At 29.5% G+C, this 20,410-nt stretch carries 17 protein-coding genes and 1 riboswitch; of the genes, 1 reads left to right on the top strand and 16 read right to left on the bottom strand.

Annotated elements, in window-relative coordinates; genetic code table 11:
* Positions 1 to 227: 227 nt before the first annotated feature.
* The 7 genes from QOZ84_RS09235 to QOZ84_RS09205 form a co-directional block, all read right to left on the bottom strand.
* Positions 228 to 932 carry a B3/B4 domain-containing protein gene (locus QOZ84_RS09235; protein WP_284132668.1) on the bottom strand — a complete coding sequence of 235 codons (705 nt, stop codon included), beginning with the start codon at positions 930 to 932 and terminating at the stop codon, positions 228 to 230.
* 100 nt (positions 933 to 1,032) lie between these two features.
* Positions 1,033 to 2,235, bottom strand: a complete 1,203-nt coding sequence (locus QOZ84_RS09230) for a M20 family metallopeptidase (protein WP_284132667.1) — start codon at positions 2,233 to 2,235, stop codon at positions 1,033 to 1,035.
* A 22-nt stretch (positions 2,236 to 2,257) separates the two neighbouring features.
* A complete protein-coding gene (locus tag QOZ84_RS09225) occupies positions 2,258 to 3,070 on the bottom strand; it encodes a MetQ/NlpA family ABC transporter substrate-binding protein (protein ID WP_284132666.1) in 813 nt (270 codons plus the stop codon).
* A 20-nt stretch (positions 3,071 to 3,090) separates the two neighbouring features.
* Positions 3,091 to 3,771: a methionine ABC transporter permease gene (locus QOZ84_RS09220; protein ID WP_284132665.1), complete on the bottom strand. Its 681-nt coding sequence runs from the start codon at positions 3,769 to 3,771 to the stop codon at positions 3,091 to 3,093.
* The gene (locus QOZ84_RS09215; RefSeq protein ID WP_284132664.1) at positions 3,731 to 4,798 is read right to left on the bottom strand and encodes a methionine ABC transporter ATP-binding protein; all 1,068 of its coding nucleotides are present in this window, start codon (positions 4,796 to 4,798) and stop codon (positions 3,731 to 3,733) included. The genes QOZ84_RS09220 and QOZ84_RS09215 overlap by 41 nt, the downstream gene beginning before the upstream one ends.
* Before the next feature lie 89 nt (positions 4,799 to 4,887).
* Positions 4,888 to 4,994: riboswitch (SAM riboswitch) on the bottom strand.
* A gap of 104 nt (positions 4,995 to 5,098) precedes the next feature.
* The gene (locus QOZ84_RS09210; protein ID WP_284132663.1) at positions 5,099 to 7,789 is read right to left on the bottom strand and encodes an FAD-dependent oxidoreductase; all 2,691 of its coding nucleotides are present in this window, start codon (positions 7,787 to 7,789) and stop codon (positions 5,099 to 5,101) included.
* Positions 7,790 to 7,920: 131 nt separating this feature from the next.
* Entirely contained in the window at positions 7,921 to 8,754 is an 834-nt protein-coding gene (locus QOZ84_RS09205; RefSeq protein WP_284132662.1) for a hypothetical protein, read from the bottom strand.
* A 192-nt stretch (positions 8,755 to 8,946) separates the two neighbouring features.
* On the opposite strand from QOZ84_RS09205, the gene QOZ84_RS09200 reads away from it, so the two are divergent.
* A complete protein-coding gene (locus QOZ84_RS09200; protein WP_284132661.1) occupies positions 8,947 to 9,552 on the top strand; it encodes a TetR/AcrR family transcriptional regulator in 606 nt (201 codons plus the stop codon).
* A gap of 92 nt (positions 9,553 to 9,644) precedes the next feature.
* Here QOZ84_RS09200 and QOZ84_RS09195 read toward each other — a convergent pair whose 3' ends face one another.
* The 9 genes from QOZ84_RS09195 to cooS form a co-directional block, all read right to left on the bottom strand.
* Positions 9,645 to 10,730, bottom strand: a complete 1,086-nt coding sequence (locus tag QOZ84_RS09195; protein WP_284132660.1) for a putative NPN-dependent ornithine cyclodeaminase — start codon at positions 10,728 to 10,730, stop codon at positions 9,645 to 9,647.
* Positions 10,731 to 10,946: 216 nt separating this feature from the next.
* A complete protein-coding gene (gene nrdF, locus QOZ84_RS09190; RefSeq protein ID WP_284132659.1) occupies positions 10,947 to 11,918 on the bottom strand; it encodes a class 1b ribonucleoside-diphosphate reductase subunit beta in 972 nt (323 codons plus the stop codon).
* A 12-nt stretch (positions 11,919 to 11,930) separates the two neighbouring features.
* A complete protein-coding gene (nrdE, locus tag QOZ84_RS09185) occupies positions 11,931 to 14,030 on the bottom strand; it encodes a class 1b ribonucleoside-diphosphate reductase subunit alpha (protein ID WP_284132658.1) in 2,100 nt (699 codons plus the stop codon).
* 242 nt (positions 14,031 to 14,272) lie between these two features.
* Entirely contained in the window at positions 14,273 to 15,181 is a 909-nt protein-coding gene (locus QOZ84_RS09180; RefSeq protein ID WP_284132657.1) for a sensor histidine kinase, read from the bottom strand.
* Between the two features lie 17 nt (positions 15,182 to 15,198).
* Positions 15,199 to 15,978 (bottom strand): ABC transporter permease, encoded by a 780-nt coding sequence (locus QOZ84_RS09175; protein ID WP_284132656.1) that lies wholly within the window; start codon positions 15,976 to 15,978, stop codon positions 15,199 to 15,201.
* A complete protein-coding gene (locus QOZ84_RS09170) occupies positions 15,971 to 16,891 on the bottom strand; it encodes an ATP-binding cassette domain-containing protein (protein WP_284132655.1) in 921 nt (306 codons plus the stop codon). Before QOZ84_RS09170 ends, QOZ84_RS09175 begins: the two co-directional genes overlap by 8 nt.
* A 113-nt stretch (positions 16,892 to 17,004) precedes the next feature.
* Positions 17,005 to 17,706, bottom strand: coding sequence for a response regulator transcription factor (locus tag QOZ84_RS09165; protein WP_284132654.1), 702 nt, complete (start codon positions 17,704 to 17,706; stop codon positions 17,005 to 17,007).
* A 193-nt stretch (positions 17,707 to 17,899) separates the two neighbouring features.
* On the bottom strand, positions 17,900 to 18,301 hold the full coding sequence (locus tag QOZ84_RS09160) for an ATP-binding protein (RefSeq protein WP_331496547.1): 402 nt from the start codon (positions 18,299 to 18,301) through the stop codon (positions 17,900 to 17,902).
* A 55-nt stretch (positions 18,302 to 18,356) separates the two neighbouring features.
* Positions 18,357 to 20,276 carry an anaerobic carbon-monoxide dehydrogenase catalytic subunit gene (gene cooS, locus QOZ84_RS09155; RefSeq protein ID WP_284132653.1) on the bottom strand — a complete coding sequence of 640 codons (1,920 nt, stop codon included), beginning with the start codon at positions 20,274 to 20,276 and terminating at the stop codon, positions 18,357 to 18,359.
* Positions 20,277 to 20,410: the final 134 nt, after the last annotated feature.

The following is a 20,410-nucleotide window of genomic DNA, read 5'->3' as shown; positions in this document are numbered from 1 at the left end:
TTCATGAAACAATTATCAAACAAGCTAAACCACCCACAATTTATTATTCCTCCTTGTTATATGTTCTAGAGTTTTATTTTTTAGGACAAAATATAAAATCAAAGTTGTTATGCTCAATAATTAAATAACCCCTACATCTTTTTTATTTGTTAGGAGGCATACTAAAAATACTCACATTCAATGAATATGAGTATTTTTTAGATTAAGTATTTTTTATTGATTATAAATTAATCTATTTTAAATTCAGTTTTATTTTTATCAACAAATCCAATTTTTATTTCACAAGAGAATATTTTTTTCAATAAACACGCTAATTCATCTCTTGCTTCAATTACACTATCATAGTTTTTATCACTAAATCCATCTATTGGGAAAAATATATTTTTACTTTTATTGGTTATTTTTCCCTGTTCACTTTGTCTCCAAATCCATCTTCTTGTTCTTACGCTATCTCCTACAGAATAAATTAGTTCTCCTTCTTCTAAAATTTCACTCTCTTCACAACCTAAAGGAATAAAAATATCCCCACATTTTGAAAGTCTGACATTAATATCTCCATCTAATGTTTCAATATCATGAGCCCCTAATGGCACAATATATTTTAATGAAACTGTATTTCCTATATCTACAATGGGACTTATATTTGGTAATCCTTTATTTTTTGAAACTCTTGTAAGCATAGCTTCTATAGAACTCATAAATTTATTTGGATTGATGTCTAATTTTTTAAAGGCGTCTCTATAGTATGATATTTCTTCTAATTCTTTAATCTTTGTATCCTTAAATTTTTCTTCGCTATCTTTTATTCTTTCTATTAACAATTTTTTCGCTTCAATATTTTCGATTGTATTATCAATTCCCCTCGCCACTACAATACCAAAACAAACATTATCTAACTTGTCAAAAACTTCTTTAGATACACTAAATTTCATAATTATCCTCCCAAAACTTTATTATTAAATTGATTATATTGATAATACCCATTATTCTAACTGTAATATCAATATAATTTTATTAATCTTGCCATCTCGCTTATAAACTTTTATTGCTCTTAAATTCCCTTTTTATTTCCTTTAGCTTCTTATCGTCAACAAAAATATTAAGTGCCGTTAAAGAAAGTGACTTTGCACCTATTATCAAAGATTTATCTCCTTCTTGAGAGCATGCCGCTTTACAAAATTCTATCGTATGACCTACTAAACTATTTGGACCTATTTTTATATATGGATGTAGTGTTGGAACAACATGGCTTACATTTCCTGCATCAGTTGATCCAGATCCCTCTCTTATATCCTTATTTATGGGTTCTCCTAATTCCTCCATAACCTCTACAAATAAATCATTAAAGTTTTTATTAACCAAAAAATTATCTACTTTATTTTGAAAAAATTTCATATTAACAGTAGCTCCAGTAGCTAAAGCTGCTCCTTTAGCTATATTTTCTACTTTTTTAGTTACTTCATTTAATATTTTTCTAGTTTTAGCTCTTATATAAAATCTTGCTTTTGCATACTCTGGAACTATATTTGGAGCATCTCCCCCATGAGTTATTATTCCATGTATTCTAACATCATCTGTTAAGTGTTGTCTTAGAGCATTGATTCCATTAAAAAGTTGTATAACTCCATCTAATGCATTTATTCCTTTTTCTGGACATCCCGCTGCATGAGCTGATTTTCCTATAAATTCAAAATCAACTGGATTTACTGCTAAGCTAGTTCCTGTAATAGAAGTTTCATTTGATGGATGTATCATTAAACAAGCATCAACACCCTCAAATAAATTAGATTTCACAAAGCTTCCTTTTGCACTTCCATTTTCTCCACCTTCTTCTGATGGGCATCCATATACTCTAATTTCTCCTCCAATATAATTTAATTGAGAAGATAATGCTATTGCTGCTGCACAACTTGCACTACCAATTATATTATGACCACATGCATGACCAAGCCCTGGCAGTGCATCATATTCTGCTAAAAAACCTATTACAGGTCCTTCTTTATTTTCCGATTTTTTTTTTGCTACAAATCCTGTTTTATGTCCTGCAATATTAGTTTCTACTTCAAATCCATTTTCTCTTAACAAATTACTTAGAGTTTCACAAGCAAAGTATTCTTCATTTCCAATCTCAGGATTATCGTGTATCTTATGGCTTATATTTATATATACTTCTTTATTGTTCTCTATTGTATCTAGTATGTTGTTTTTTATTTTATCTATATTTAAATTTCCCATTATATACACCCCTTATATTTATCTAAAATGCTGGAATTGACTCACCTTTGTATAACTTATTTATAGCTTTTTTTACATCTTCTGATTGATATGCTTTAACTACTTTTTTATAAACTTCATTATCTCTATTTTCTTCTTTAGTTGCAACTAAATTTATATATGGTTTTGAAGTTTCTAAATTAGAGTCTTCTATGAATAATGCATCCTTTGTAGGAGACAATTTTACATTTACTGCTACACCACTATTTATTACTGCTACATCTACATCTTGTAGCGATCTAGGTATTTGTGTTGCTGTTAACTCAATTATTTCAAGTTTTTTTGGATTATCAACTATATCTTTAAGTGTTGGTAAAAGACCTACATCATCTTTTAATTTTATTAATCCAGCACTTTGAAGAAGTATTAATGCTCTTCCTAAGTTTGTTGCATCATTTGGTATAGCTATTTTTGATCCTTGGTTTAACTTTTCAAGTGACTTTAATTTACCTGGGTATATTGCCATTGGTGCAAACACTGTATCTCCTATAGATACTAATTTCAATTTTCTTTCTTTGTTAAAATTGTCTAAATAAGCTTGATGTTGAAATGCATTTATATCTATTTCACCTTCATCAAGTGCTATATTTGGTTTTATATAATCTGAAAAACTAATTATCTCTAAGTTGATATCTTCTTTTGCTAACTTTTCTTTTACTAAATCCCATATTTCATGTTCTTCTCCTGTTACACCTAATTTTACAGTTTTTTTATCCTCACTTGATTTACTACTACAACCTACTAGGCTACCTACAGATATTATTAATGTTAAAAGTAATGCTACTATTTTTTTCATGATGAACCTCCTAATATATTTTAATGTTTTAATTTTCTAAGTAATAAGTCTCCAAAACCTTGAACAATATTTACTAAAATAAGTAATATTATTACTGTAACTGTCATTACATCGGTTTGGAAATACTGATATCCATATCTTATTGCAAAATCTCCAAGACCACCTCCACCAACAGTTCCAGCCATTGCTGATAGACCTATTAAACTTACTGTTGTAATTGTAATTGCATATACGATTCCTCCTAATCCTTCTGCTAACATAACTCTATATATTATTTCAAGTGGACTTGAACCCATAGCTTGGGCTGCTTCTATCACCCCACTGTCAATGTTTAATAATACCGATTCTATTTGTCTTGCTACAAAAGGTACTGATCCAAATATCAATGGGACCAAAGCCCCTTGTATCCCTATTGTAGTTCCTACGATAAATTTTGTAATAGGCATTATTGCAGCTAATAAAATGATGAATGGTATCGATCTAAAAATATTTATTACTTTTCCTATTAAATTATTTATTAATGTATTTTCTAAAATACCTCCTTTTCTAGTTATCACAAGGGTTACTCCTATTGGAAAACCTATTAAAGTTGATATTATTCCAGATATAGAGACCATATATAAAGTATCAAGTAATGCTTCTATCATCTCAGGATATAATTTAACTACATTGGGTAGTATACTTGCTATTAAATGTTCCATTTTTTATTACCTCCAACTCTATATTATTTTCTTTAAGATAGCTTTCTACATTTAAAATATTTTCTATTTGTCCACTTAGTTTTACAACTAAATATCCTATCGGCGTGTTTTGAATTATCTCTATATTTCCAAATAATATACTTGCATCTATTTTAAATTTTCTTGATATTTTAGAAATAAATGCTTGTCCTGTGTTTTGACCAACAAATACTATTTTAGCTAATACTTCGTCTTTTCTTATTTCATTTCTAAAGTAGTCTTTTTCTAACAATTCATAAATTTTATTTTCTTGGAATATAGTTGCTATAAAATCTTTTGTTACTTTTACCTTAGGCTTAGTAAATATCTGAATTAAATCTCCGTGCTCTACTATATTTCCATTTTCCATAACAGCAACATTGTCACAAATTTCTTTTACTACATGCATTTCATGAGTAATTATAACTATAGTTAATCCAAGCTTTTTATTAATATCTTTAAGTAAACTAAGTATAGATTGAGTAGTTTGTGGATCAAGTGCTGATGTAGCTTCATCACATAATAAAACTTTAGGATTATTAGCTAGTGCTCTTGCTATTGCAACTCTTTGCTTTTGCCCTCCGCTTAGTTGAGTAGGATAATTATTAGCTTTATCACTCAATCCAACTAATTCTAAAAGCTCAGATACTCTTTTTTTAATTTGTTCTTTGCTCAATCCACTTCCTTTTAGTGGATAAGCTATATTTTTAGATACAGTTTTGGATTGCATTAAATTGAAATGTTGAAAAATCATACCTATATTCTTTCTAGCTTCTCTTAATTCTTTTGGTGAAAGGGCTGTTAGTTCTTGATTTCCTACAAAAATTTTGCCTGAAGTTGGATTTTCTAATAAATTTATACAACGTACAAGTGTACTCTTTCCTGCTCCACTAAATCCAATTATTCCACAAATTTCTCCTTCTCCAATTTCAAGACTCACTCCTCTTATTGCATCTACTCGGCTATTATCCGATAAATAAACTTTTCTTATATCTCTAAGCGAAATCATTTTTGTGCCCTCCTTTTGTAAATTTAAATAAAAAAAAATCTTCTTCTCAATATGAGAAGAAGATTTTAATGTATATATTAATATGCTTCCCCTCATCTTTCAGAATTTATTCAATCCTGTGGAATTAGCACCACACCAAAATCGGTAGGTTGCTGAGACGTCACCGGGCCATTCCCTCGGTCTCTCTTGATAAGGTTTCTTATTTAATTTTTCGTTTTTTCATTAAGTGTTAAACAAATTATATATATTATTATAAATATTGTCAATCACTTTTTTATTTTTTATTTAATTTTTTCATATTTAAGAATTTTTTACAAATATTTTCTTGAATTTCCTAGCAGCTATTACACCTTTACGTCTAATAGTAGCTTTAACAATTATTGGCTTAAGTTCTTCAATCGGTACACTTTTTGCATCATATTTTCTATGAAGTGTAATCGCATCAAACTTGCATCTAGTTGTACATGCACCACATCCTATGCACTGATATTCATCTGTAGTTGTAGCACCACATCCAAGACAACGTTCTGTCTCTTTTTTTATTTGATCTTGTGTAAATGTAGAACGTAAATCTCTAAATGTTTCTTTTGACTTAGCTCCTTCTACATGATCTATTTTCTCTCTGGTAATATGATCATATCCTTCTAAAGTTAAGTTTTCTTTATCAAATGCATGATATGATTTTCTATCACGTCCATAAACTAAACTCTGTCCAGGATGAACAAAACGATGGATTGATATAGCAGCTTCTTTACCTGAAGCAATAGCATCTATAGCAAATCTTGGACCTGTAAAAGCATCTCCTCCTGCAAATACATCTGGCTCTCCTGTCTGTAAAGTAAATGAATCTGCTTTTATTGTATTGTTAGGGTTTAATTCTGCTTTACTGCCTTCTAACAAACTACTCCAATCCATACCTTGACCTACTGAAATCAGAATATGGCTTGCCTTTACAATTTTAGTTTCATTTTCGTCAAACACAGGACTAAATCTTCCATCCTTATCTAAAACCGAAATACATTTTTTAAATTCTATACCTACAACACAACCATTTTCTTGAAGGATTCTTTTAGGCCCCCAAGAATTATTAATTATAATATCTTCACCTAATGCTTCTTCAATTTCTTCTTCAAGTGCTGGCATTTCTTTTTTACTTTCAAGGCAGAACATATCAACTTTTGAAGCTCCTACTCTTGTAGCTGTTCTTGCAACATCTATGGCAACATTACCTCCACCAATTACAACTATATCCCCTTCAAGTTTCATTTCATTTCCTAAATTTACTTCACGTAAGAAATCAACACCTGTAATAACACCTTTTGAATCTTCGCCTTCTATACCAAGTTTTCTACCTAGCTGAGCTCCAATTGCAACATAGAATGCTTCATATCCTTCACCTCTTAGTTCTTTAAGGCTTACATCTTTACCAACTTCAACATCAGTTTTAAATTCTACTCCAAGTTCTCTTAAAATATCTATTTCTGCATTTATAACTTCTTTTTCTAATCTATATGATGGTATTCCAAGTGTTAACATTCCACCAAGTACTTTCTGTTTTTCAAAAACTGTTACCTTATAACCATCTGTCGCTAAGTAAAAGGCACATGATAATCCTGATGGTCCACCACCGACAACAGCAATTTTTTTCCCATATTCATGCATTAATTTTGGTACATAACGGCTATCTGTATTTAAATCTTGTTCTGCAATAAATTTTTTAATTTCATCTATAGCAACTGGTTCATCAATATCCCCTCTTGTACATTCAGATTCGCATTTTCTTGGACAAATACGCCCACATACTGCTGGGAATGGATTTTCTCGTTTAATAAGTTCAAGTGCCTCTTTATACTTACCTTGAGAAGCCAATTTAATATATCCTTGAACTGATATATGAGCTGGACAATTTGTTTTACAAGGACTAGTTCCAGTTTCGACAACGTTTTCTCTATTTGTACGATAATCAATATTCCACTTATCTTCGCCCCACTCTGTGTTGTGTGCAAAGTCTACTCTTTTTTTCTCAACAATTGGTGTTTTAGTACATAGTTTTTGACCTAATTTCAATGCATTGACTGGACAAACACTTACACATTCTCCACAAGCAACACACTTATCTTTATCTACTTTAGAAACATAGTTTGAACGTACCATATCATTATTATTGAACAGTCCTGCTATTCTAGTAGCGTAGCATGAACAACCACAACAGTTACAAATAGCATGCGTTTTTCCTGGACCATCTGTATTTGGTATTTGATGCATTAATCCATTTTCTTCAGCTCTTTTAATAATGTCAAAAGCTTCTTCACGAGTAATTTTTCTACCTCTACCTGTACGTATATAGTATTCAGCCGCATGCCCAAGTTGTATACACATATCTTCCTTCAAGTGACCACAACCTTCTCCCATAGCCTCTCTCGATGTACGGCAAGAACAATTTGAAACAGAGAATAAAGTATTCTCATTTAAGTAAGTAGAAACTTCCTCATATGATGCCCTTCTTGTTTCTCCTTCAATTGCTGTTTCAATAGGTATAACACGCATAGCACCAGTCCCTACAGGAAAGACACCAGCTGTTATAGGAGCTTTTTTCCATCCATATCCCTCAAAAGCTTCTGCAATTTGTTTAAAATCTTTAATGTTTTCTCTGTTTGGATGGTTAACTATGGTTTCCATATGTCCAGGCACCCAAATCTCATACCAATATTTATCTACCCCATCAATTTCATTAACAAAAGCTATTCCATCAATTGCTAATTGCCATAATATTTTAGATGTTTCTTCTACAGATTTACCACACTTAGATGCAACTTCCTCTGCTGACATAGGCTTACGAAACTCCAAACAAAGTGCTATTTCTGCCATCTCTTCTGTGACTACAGGCTCTAAAACTTTATATTCCCAGTCATTAGGCTTGATTTCTTTCTTTGAACTACGTTTTACTTTACTAATTTTATTTGCCAGTTCCAATACCTTTTCATTAACCATAGAGACTTCCCCCATTTAAATTTGATTTAGGTTGTTGCTTATAAATTCAAAATACTTTATTTTCTAATATTATCTATGCCTAAAAAATATATATAATTATTAATAATCATATATATTTTTTAATTTATATATTAAGTTGTGCTTGGCTTAGTTCTACGGAAGCTCTCATCTGCTTTTCCAGTATGAAGTTGCCACATATGCCAAAATACAAATGGAATTATTAAAACAAGATTTATTACTCCCCATGTTGATAAAACATTTGGACTAAACCATGATGTTGAATCCATAAGTTTTAAAATAACTCCACCAAAACAAGATCTAAGTATCATATGAGTAGCTAATGTATATACCCTAGCTGTAATATACAGCTCATGTCTTCTTTTGAATAATGGATATAATTCAGCCGCTAATAATATACACACTGAACTTGCAAAATAATTTGGACTTTCACCATATACAAAACAAAGATTCCATGTCGTATATAAGAAGTTCCATGCAAAACTAGTATAAACTATTAAATCACCTTTACCTGATTTTTCATATTCCCAAAACTTTGGAGCAAAAGGAATAGTAACACATAATAGGAATCCACATGCAGCATTTGCATAATTTCCTAAATCAACATCCTTCATAGTTGCTTCAAATATATTTAGGAATAAAATACAATAAACAAACCATAAAATCCAAGGCTTTTGGAAGAATTCCCACGTTTTTCCCTTTCTATCTTCAACATTAGAAACCCTGCAAAATCCTACAATGATAGTTGGAAGAATTACACTAAGTATTTTAGCCCAACGAAACCATCCTTCAACTCCCCCCATTATCCATAACGGAAATGTTAATAATGATAATACCCAAATAACACTAGCGGCACGATGCTTAGTACGCATAAATTCAACAATTAAAATAAGTACGGTAAAATAAACAAGCATCGATGCAGCACATTTTATAACACTAGTATCCATAATTTCTCCCCTTTTCTGTTTACTTTTTAACAAAACATAACGTACGTTATGTTTTAATAAGAGTATAGAATGTTACACACCACTTGTCAATTAGATTCTTTATCATAAAAGATGATTAAATTGACTATAACAATCCAATTGAGTATATTTATTAGTGTATATAAATTAATGTATAATAGGATGTGACAGTTAATGAACCTTAAAGGTAAAGATAGAATTTTAAAATCTGCAAAAGAATTAATAAGTGAAAAAGGTCTGCAACAAGCTTCTGTAAGAGAAATAAGTAAACTTGCAGGTGTAACTACTGGATCTATATATCACCATTATAAAAATAAAGAAGAAATATTATATGAAGTTATGGATACATCTCTTAGCGAGTCACATAAAATACTAGAAGAATATATTCATGATAAAACTGTAAATTGTGAAACTATGAATTCTGATATTTTAGATAATGTATTGAAAAGTTTTATTGATAGATTTGAAAAAGACTCAGAAAATAAGATACAGTTATATTTAACAGTTCTAGGCATAGAGGGCAATGAAGAAATTAAAAACAAGATGATAGTTAAATATAATACATGGATAATAGATGTTGCTCAATTATTAACTTTAACTTATAAAGATATGACAATATCTAAGGTAAATGCTTTAAGTTGTGTATTATTGGCAACTATAGATGGACTGATATTACAAAATTTAATTGGCGTTGATATAGCTAATAACGATGATATTTTAGAAATTTATACTTTGTTGTTAAAAAAGGCAATTCCTGAGGTTATTAATAGTGTTAAGTAAAATTGTATAAGTAGAATAATAAAAAAGATATAGGTGCATTTGTATTTAAACAAACTTATCTATATCTTTTTTGCAATTACTGTTTAGATTTACTATTCTAAGTTATCAGCTAATCTCTGTAAAAAATCTTGTGCATTTGCTATCATGGTTCTAACAGTTAAACTACCCCTATCTCTTAACTTGTTAACTGCAAACTCCGAAGTATCTATAGTATAAAAGTATAACGGTCTTACTTTACCATCAACAACTCTAAATGAAGGAGTCATATTTCCAGTAGCTATTGTATGTAACTGAGTTGCCATACAAATAACTGTAGTAGCCTTCCTTATATGCTTCCTCATTTCTTCTTGAGCCTCATATACATTAGGTATAACTATTGGAAGTGGTCCATCATCTCTTATTGATCCTCCTAATACGATATGAACATTGTTAGCTATACAAGAATGTATTAGTCCAGAAGTAATATTTTCTTCTTCTATTAATTTTTCTATTGAATCATATTTTCTTGCTTTGTTTAATAAATCTAAGTGGTTGTAATGACCATCTTTCACTGAGTGTTGAGTGTATATATCTTGTCCTAGAGCAGTATGATATATTCCTGCTTCTAAGTCATGAGTTGCTACTGCATTCCCTCCTAAAAATGCATTGACATATCCAGAATTTATTAACTTAGTTAACGAATCTCTAGCACCTTGTGAAAATACTGCAGCTGGCCCCATTACCCAAACTACATAGCCATTTTCTTTTTCATGTTTTAAAAGTTCAAATAAATTATCATAATCCATAGTTTGAGAAGTTTCTCTTGATCTTACTCCTCTAAATGCAAATGCTTCTTTTTCTACCTTATCATCCTTAAATCCACTAACGTGTAAATATATACCTTCGCTACCATCTTCAGTTCTTCCTACTATAATACTGTCCCCTACTCTTAAATGTCTAAATTCTACGATTTCTATTTTTCCCTTATTATTTAACCTTGCTACACAGTCCATTCTTGTTTCTTGTGCTAAAACCCATTCTCCATTTATTTTGAAGTACTCTGGGTAAATCGACATTGCATGATAATTATCTGGTGCAACACAATCTTTTTCAACTATCTTACATTTTACATTTGGTGCACATTTAAATATTGCTGTATCAAAATTTGGATGAGTGTATTTAGGTATTTTAAATCTCATATGTCTATTCCTCTTTCTTAAAATACTTAATTTTATTTTCCTATATTATAACATGTTTCTTCTAATTTCGCATTTTTCAGTAAATATTTTAAATTTTAAGCCAATCATTATATAATTCTCTCTCAAATTTTTAATCTGCATATATAAATTTAAGGTTATATTCACTATCTACTCTAACTTATATTTATAGATTGCTAAAACTTATAGTCTAATAACCTAAACTATAAAATCCTCATCTTCTAATTCTTCATAAATTCCCTTTTGATATCCATTACCTTTAGTTGAAAAGAAATCATGATTCTTAGTTTCTGTACTTAACCCATTTAGTACTATTGGATTTATATTTTCTATATGATAAAGTTCCTCAAACCCTAAATTCTCTAAAGCTCTGTTTGCATTATATTGTAAAAAATTAATAACATCTTCCTCTAAGATGCTTTCCTTATATATGCATTTAGTATATTCTATCTCATTTTCCATAAGGCTACATAAAATCTCATACATTTTATTCTTTAATCTTAACTTATCTTCTCTATCAAATGAATTATATATTTCTTGTGATAAAAGCCCTATATACTTGCCATGCAAGGATTCATCTCTAAGTATAAGAGAAATAATTTCTCCACTAGCAATCATTTTGCCTTGTCCTGCTAAATATAGAGGATAGAAAAATCCCGAATAAAATAAGAAACTCTCTAAAAATACACTAACAACCATTGATAAATATAAGTTTTCTTCATCTTCAGTATTTTCGTAATGCTTTAATATTAACTCAGCTTTTCTTTGTAATGTAGGTTCTGTTTCAATCCACTTAAATAATTCATCTATTTCATTGTTTGAAAGCAATGTCATAAATATAGATGAATAACTTTTAGCATGTATTTCTTCCATAGTTCCCATAAATGATAATACAGCTTTTCTTTGAAGATTATCTGTTAAATTCATCATAGATGGGATTCCATTATTTCCTTGCTTTGTATCTAATAACGTTAGCCCTGCCAGTACTTTTTTATATAATTCTTTTTCTTTACTGCTTAGTTCATTCCATACTTTAATATCCTTAGAAACAGATATCTCCTCAGGTAACCAAAACTGTTTTACATTTTGTTCCCAAAAAGCCTGTGTGAAGTTATCATCTTCTTTATTCCAGTTAACAGCCTTATGTATTTTATTTAATACAAATGTCATATATCTCTCCTCCTATACTGAACACACTAAGCACTCATTATTGTCTCTAGTCATTTTTGTTCTAGTGTAATATAAACTTTTTAAACCTTTTTTGTATGCATATATATAAAGCTTTGCTATATCTCTAGTAGTTTTTTCATCTGTAACAAATAACGTTGTTGATATACCTTGGTCTATATGTTGTTGAACAACTGCTACTATATCTATAACCTTTCTCATATCCATTCTGTATGCTGATTGGTAATATAACATGTTTTCATTAGTTAAAAATGGCATTGGATAAATAGTAGTTGAGTCTCCGTAGGTTCTAACTTCAACAATATCTGTTATTGGCATTATACTTGATGTTGCATTTTGAACATAACTTATACTTTGTGTCGGTGCTATTGCTGTTAAATATGCATTATATATACCATTTTCTTTTACCTCATATAACAAGTTAGACCAATCATCATTTGTAGGTATATAAATTCCATCAAATATTTTTTTAACTTTTTCTGATTTTGGTAAATAAGACTCTTTATAATACTTTGAAAGCACACTACTTTCTTTACCTTTAGCGTATTCTGATTTTTCAAATCCTTCAAAGGTTTTATTTTTTTCTATAGCTATATTCATAGATGATTTAATTGAATAATATCTAATCATAGCAAAAAATACATTACAAAAATCTATAGCCTCATCTGATGTATATAATATGCCTTCTCTTACTAAGTATCCATGTAAGTTCATTGCTCCTAGACCTATAGCATGTGACTTTTCATTTCCTATTTTAACTGTTGGAACTTCTTTTATATTAGTTTCATCTGATACAAAAGATAATGCTCTTATAGCTGTATCTACCGTATTTTCTATATCTTTATTGTCCATAACATTAGCTATATTTAATGACCCTAAGTTACAACTTATATCTTGACCCCAATTATTTACTCCACCGTATCCTTCTATTTGAGAAGATTTTTGATATTGCAAAATTTCACAGCATAAATTAGACATTTTAATTGTTCCAAAGTCTTTTAATAAATGTTCTCTATTAGCTGTATCTATAAACAAAACATATGGATATCCACTTTCTTGTTGCATTTGCGCTATGTTCGTTAACATTTTTCTTGGGTTTATTTTTTTCTTATTTATATCCTTATCCAATACTAGCTTGTCATACCAATCATCCATACTTATTTCATCTATGTTAACTTTATATTTTTTATATACTGAATTAGGATAAAATGCATATGCTACTTCATTTTTTTGGGCTATCTCCATAAACTTATCAGGTATAATAGCTCCTAAAGCCAATGTAGCTAGTCTTATTTTATCATCTGCATTTATCTTTTTTGTATCTAAAAAATTCTCAAAGTCAGGATGAAACACTGATAAATACACAGCTCCAGATCCTTGTCTTGCTCCCATTTGGTTGAAGTAACTAAATGACTGTTCTAACATTTTGGCTACTCCAATCACTCCACCTGCTGCTCCCTCTATATCTTTAATAGACTCACCTGTTGCTCTAAGTCTTGATAAGTTAAGTGCTACTCCACCACCTATTTTTGATAAATGATTTGATGAAGATATTGCATAGGATATACCTTCTGTACTATCTTCTATTGATAGTAAAAAACAAGATACCATTTCTCCAGCTCTTTTTCTACCTGCATTTAAAAATGTTGGTGTTGCTGGTTGGAATTCTTGCTTTACTAACTTATCAGCTAATTTAAATGCTAGATTTTCATCTCCATCTCCTAATGCTAATGACACTATTAGTGCTTTATCATTATAATTTTCTAATATTTCTTTTCCATCATTACTTTTCAGTGCATAATTTTGATAAAATTTATTTGCACTCATATATGATTGAAATTTAAAGTCATAATTATTTATATATTGATATAATTTTTTTATAAATTTCATACTATATTTATCTATTAGATCTTTAGAATAATAGTCTTTATCTATTAAATAATATAGCTTTTCTTCTATACTATTGAACTTTTTCAATCTAGGATCTATATATTTTTTTATATAATTATCTAATGCTTCTTTGTCTTTTTCTAATTGATACTTACCTTCTTTATTTCTTATAATAACTTGATTATTAAGTTCTATCCAATTCATATTTCATCACCTTTATCTTAAATATTTTATTTTATTTTCGAAATGAAAACACAATATATAGTTATTATTTTTCAATAAACATACTATATATTGTATATACACAACTTTTTTATTTTTTAAACTTTTTGTTTAGCAACCATTTTCAACCTAACGATTGCTAAGGCTAGTACAATTAGTATTTTTATTTCTTTATAAATAAAAAATGTAGCAAAGATTCTTATCTAAATTAATAGGAATCTTTGCTACATTTTTAACTCTGTAAACTTAACTTGGAATTTAATCCAATCTCCCTCAATCTCAACTTCAATATTACCTCCCATACCTTCAACTAAAAGCTTTGTAATTGTAAGCCCAAGCCCTGAACTTTGATTATTTCTTGAAGCATCTTTCATATAAAATCTGTTAAATAAAAGCTTACATTCTTCTTTGTCTAAATCATATACATCATTAGTAAATGACAAGACTACTTCTTTATCTTTTTTATCCAAAGATAGCTTAAAACTAGTTTTGCTGTACTTAATAACATTTTGAATTAAATTAATAAATACTCTTTCTATAGCATTTTTATCAAGGTCTATATATACTGGGTTATTATCCAAATTTATTTCTACATCAATTCCCTTATTTTCAAAATCATTATAAAATACAAGCAATTGCTCCCTTAGTTCCTTATTAACATCTGTCACTTCAATATTCATATTGTACTCGTTATTTTCTAGTCTAGAAAAATCATAAAAGGTTTGAATCAAGTTTTGTAGCCCCTTAGATCTTCTTTGTACTATTGAAATATACTCTCTTTTTTCTTCTTCTGTGGTAATTTCATCATTTACAAGCTCTAAATATCCACGAATAGAAGTTAGAGGAGTTCTTAAATCATGGGACATATTTTCAATTTCTTTTCTAATTTCTTTTTCTCTTCTTATAAACTTAATTTTATCAACCTGAGCTTCTTCTAAATAATTATTCATCTCTTTTAATAAATTCTCAAAATTTTTGTCTGGAGATTCAAATTTCAACTTACGATTACTTTCTCTATCTTCACAAATCTCTTTAAAATCATCTGTTACTTTTTTTATATTTTTAGAAAGCAAGAAAAAGCGTGCAGAAAAATACACACTTGGTACCAATAAAACAATTAAAATTAATTCCATTTTCTACACGCTCCCATTTATTTAATCTCTCTTTTATTAAATAACAATAGACCTAAAGTATAAAATACTAATACACCTATTATACCTACTACAAAACATTTTATAAATTCTTCTTGGGTACTCCAATTCATAATCATTCTTTTAGTTGATTCATCATAACTATATGCTCCCATAATATTAAAAGGCATATAACTAGCTATTTTACCTAAGACTTCAATTTTACGTCCTGCCATTGATAATAGCTTTGGTATTACCATCATTATTATTGCCCAATATACTACTACTGTTGTTTCATTTTCTACTATAAAATATAAACAATGAATAACTATAACACTAACTAAAAATAACGGAACACAAGCTACTATTGAACGAATTAAATCATTTAAATATATAACTCCACTATTTTCAAGCATAATGTATGCACTTATAATATATGCTGCACTAATTAAAATCAAATTTATTATAGATATAATACATTCCATTAAAAACTTTGTAAAGTATATTTGACTTCTTGAAATTCCATAAGAAATCGAATTTTTTAATGTATGATGCTTAAATTCTTGACCATAGATAATTGAAACAAGCGGTAAACATATTATCATAATAAAACTCATAGATGCACAAAAGCTACTAAATGAAAAACGTGTATTACCATAAGGAAAATTCACCTGTCCATTAGCAAACATTCCTAAAGCTACATTTAAAAAAATCACAAAAGCCATACTCCCAAATAAGAAAATATAATTTCCTTTAGAATGTATATTTCTATAAAACTCACTTTTTATATAATTAAGCATTTTCAACCACCCCAATCAAAGACATATAATAATTTTCAAGATCAATAGACTTTTCTTCTAAGGCAAGTAAGCCTATTTTATTAGAAATTACAAGCTCACTTATTCTTTCAGCTTCTCTATTAATATCAAATACCTGTATTACATCACCTGGTAAAGCTTTTAGGTCATTATATCCTAGTTCCTCTTCTAATAATGCAGCTACTTTATTAGCATTAGTAACTTTTATTTCTAAGAAGCTTTTGCATTTTTGTTCAAGTTCTTCAGATGATAATTCTTCAACTAATTTACCTTTATTTAAAAAACCATAGCAAGTTGCAATATTTGATAATTCTAGTAATATATGACTTGAAATCAAAATGGTAATATTCTTTTCTTTATTAAGTTTTAATAGTAAATTTCTAATTTCAACAATTCCAGATGGGTCTAGACCATTGATTGGTTCATCAAGAATTAATAACTCTGGATCATTCATCATAGCAAGAGCTAATCCTAGTCTTTGTTTCATGCCTAAAGACAAATCCTCAAATTTTTTCTTCTTTACATTAAATAAGTCCACTTCTTTAAGTACTTTATCAACTTTGTCTTTACCTGGAATACCCCTTTGAATACGATAGTACTCCATATTTTTTTGAATTGTAAGCTTTGGGTAAAAATTTGGACATTCAATAATTGCTCCAGTTCTTTTTCTTGCAGAGCTTAATTCTTTTTGTGATGATTTACAAAACAACTCCAAACTTCCACTAGTAGCTTGTGATTGACCTGTTAATATTCTTAGAAATGTAGTCTTTCCTGCCCCATTATTTCCAACTAATCCATATATATCCCCCTGATTTACAGTAATATTTACATCTGATAAAACTGTATCTTTTCCATATGTTTTTGATAATTTATGAGTCTTAATAACTGCTTTCATCTTATTCTCCCTTCTTATTCAAATATTTTTACTTATTGGTTACTTAATCAACCTTACAATAACTATGATACAAAAATATTTTTAATAAAGATTCAAGAAAGTTTAAAGAAAGTTTAAAGATTTTTATTATTTAGCTTAAATCCAATCCCCCATACTGTTTTTATGTATTCTTCATCTAATGATATTTCTTTAATCTTCTTTCTAATATTGCTGACGTGAACATTGACAGAATTATCTTCTCCATAGTATCCATTCTTCCATACACTTTCATATAATGCTTCTCTCGAATATACCTTGTTTGGATTTTTAAGTAATATACACAATATATCAAATTCATGCGCAGTTAATTCTAAATCTATATTTTTAACTTTTACCTGTCTAGATTCTTCATCTAAAGTTAATTCTTTAAATTTATAATCCTTATTTTTATTTAGCTGCATATCAAATTTTCTATATCTTCTTAGTTGAGAATTTACTCTAGCTATAATTTCTTCTGATTCAAATGGCTTTGTTATATAGTCATCTGCTCCTAAATTTAGTACTTTAATTTTATCTTGTAATGAAGTTTTTGCTGATATGACTATGATTGGTATTTCTTTTATTGTCCTAATTTGTTTTATTAATTCTTCCCCTATTATTCCTGGTAACATTAAATCAAGTAAAATTATATCAAATTCACATATCGATAATTGCAGTGATGCTTCACTGCCTGAAAATGCTTGAGTTATTTGAAATTCTCTATTTTTTAATGTTTTTGTAATTAAGTTATTTATATCTACATCATCCTCGACTACTAAAATATGTTCTTTATACATAGCTACCCCTCTCTAAGTCTTTCTCTCGTACTTTCTACTATTATAATCATATTACAAATTATATAAATAACAAAGTTATTTTCATAGAATAAAAAAACCATAAAGACTTATTAATGTATTTCTACATTAGATAAGTTTTTATGGTTTTAAAAAAGTTTAGGATAGGCAATATTAAATAAATACTTTTTATGGTTTAAAGTTGTATCAATCTGTCTTTTATAGCTCTTATTTGATTTTTTGCATTACTATTTATATCATATGGTGATTGATTACTCCGATCTGAATCTACAATATCTTGACTATAGTAAACAAATCCTAGCAAATCTCCATTTTCTAAATTATAATTTATAAATGTTTCATCTTCCTTATTTCTAATTTTATTACCAACAACAAATACTTTCTTAACGCCTATATCACTTCCTAGTTGCTTAACTTTTCTATAGGTTTGTATACTTCTCTCCCCAGGCTCTACCACAACTATAAAAGCATCAACTCCTTGTGCTGTACCTCTGCCTAGATGCTCTATTCCTGCTTCCATATCCATTACAACTACATCTTTATTTTGTAGTATTAGATGAGAAAGTTGTCTTTCCAACTCCACCTTTACCTGTTATTGCTATTTTCATGTTAATCATCCTTTGTAATTATATTTATGCATCTGCTTTTTCACATAGTTTTTCTTCGTATATTTTTTCAAAATGTACACGTTTCTTTTCTATATCTGCTATTATTAAAGCTGCTAATTCTTCTGGATTTTCATTAACTGTAAATGATGCCCCTACTTGATCTTCTAATTCTCCACAAAGTATTTCTACTGCTCTTGATGACCCACCAACAGGAGGCATTACCCCTAGATATGTATCTATACCACTTGCTACAATATAAGTACCTATTGCAACAGCTTTTTCTGACATCCACTCTGGTGCTACACCTGCTAATGGTAAATCACTTATATCCATATCTACAAAGTTAGCTATAGCTGAAGCTACATCTAGTATACGGCTACAGTCAACGCATGATCCCATATGTAGTACTGGTGGTATATCAACTAGCTCACAAACTGTAGCTAGACCTTTCCCTGCATATTTCTTAGCTGCTGATTTTTTCATTAATCCAAATTTAGCTGCTGCTGAAGCTCCACATCCTGTAGTAATAACTAAGATATCATTTTTTATTAATTCCTTCATTATAGTTGTATGTGCTAAGTTTGATGCTACTCTTGCATTATTACATCCTACTACTCCTACTACTCCTCTTATTGTTCCAGATTTTATTACGTCTACTAATGGTTTTATAGTTCCCTGTTTATCTATTTCAACATTTACCACTCTATCTAATTGTTTTATTATAGCGTCTACGCTGTATCCAACTGTAGCACTTGATTTTAATTCAGGTATAAGTACTCTTGACTTATCTCTGTTTTTAAAATTAAGTACTGCTTCTCTTACTATTTGTAATGCATCTTGATATGCATTTTCTTCTTTAAATTCCATATATATAGAACCTGTTATTTTTGCTTTTTTAGAAGTTGTTATAAACTTAGTATGGTAGCAATCGGCTACTCTACTAAGAGCTGGGAATATACATTGGACGTCAACTATCATTGCTTCTACCGCTCCAGTTACTAGAGCAAGTTCTTGTTGATGGAAGTCTCCAGCTATTTTTATACCATGTCTCATTGTTATTTCATTACCTATGCAACACATACCTGATATATTTATACCCTCTGCTCCCATTTCTTTAGCTAAAGCTACTAGTTCTGGGTCTTCTGTCGCTAATACTATCATTTCTGATAATGAAGGCTCATGACCATGAAGTATTATGTTTACTTGGTTTGCTTCTAATACACCTAGGTTTGCTTCTGTTTGCTGTGGTGTAGGTGTTCCAAACATTATGTCACTAAATTTAGTACCTATCATAGATCCTTGCCATCCATCTGCCATAGATGTTCTTAGTGATAAATTTATTAAACTATCTATATCTGCACAACATCCTATATGAGTTGAATGCATTACTGTAGCTATCTCTCTATCTATTGCTCTTGGCTCTATGTCAAGTTTTTTCCATATTTCCTGTCTTTTAGCTGGTGCATTTTTTAAGAATATTGATGTTCCATAAGGCTTACCAAACTCCATTAACGCAACATCTGCAGCTTCATGTGCTATGTCATATATATCTTTTCCTTCAGTTTCTATTCCCCAGTCTTTTGCTAATTCTATTAATTTTTCTTCTTCTCTTATTTTATAATTACCTTCCCTACTAGTTAGAGCCATAGTATGTGCTATATCTCTAGCATGATCAGAGTGAGCTGCTGTTCCTCCAGCGCACATTCTAGCAAAATTTCTACCTACTATTGTGTGAACATCTGCTCCACAAAGTCCTCTAGGTGTTTTTGGTGTTATTCTACATGGCCCCATTCCACATATTCTACAACAACCCCCTTGTAAACCAAACCCACATTGAGATTTCATAGCTATCTTTCTATCGTACATTGTCTCTACACCGTCTTTTTCAGCTTTTTCTAATAATATGCGACTGTTTAAGTCAATAGTCATTAATTTCTTATCCATTTCTAATCCCCCTTTTTATTAATCTACTAATTTATTGCGATTTTAAATTATATTTATTTATGTTTTAGATTTATTTATCTTATATTTAGAATTGTAGCAAGTTTATATAGATTTGAATAACAAGGGTTTGTTGT

This window comes from Romboutsia sedimentorum (assembly GCF_030131845.1).
Classification (GTDB): domain Bacteria; phylum Bacillota; class Clostridia; order Peptostreptococcales; family Peptostreptococcaceae; genus Romboutsia_D; species Romboutsia_D sedimentorum.
This window is presented reverse-complemented; position numbering and strand designations above follow the sequence as displayed.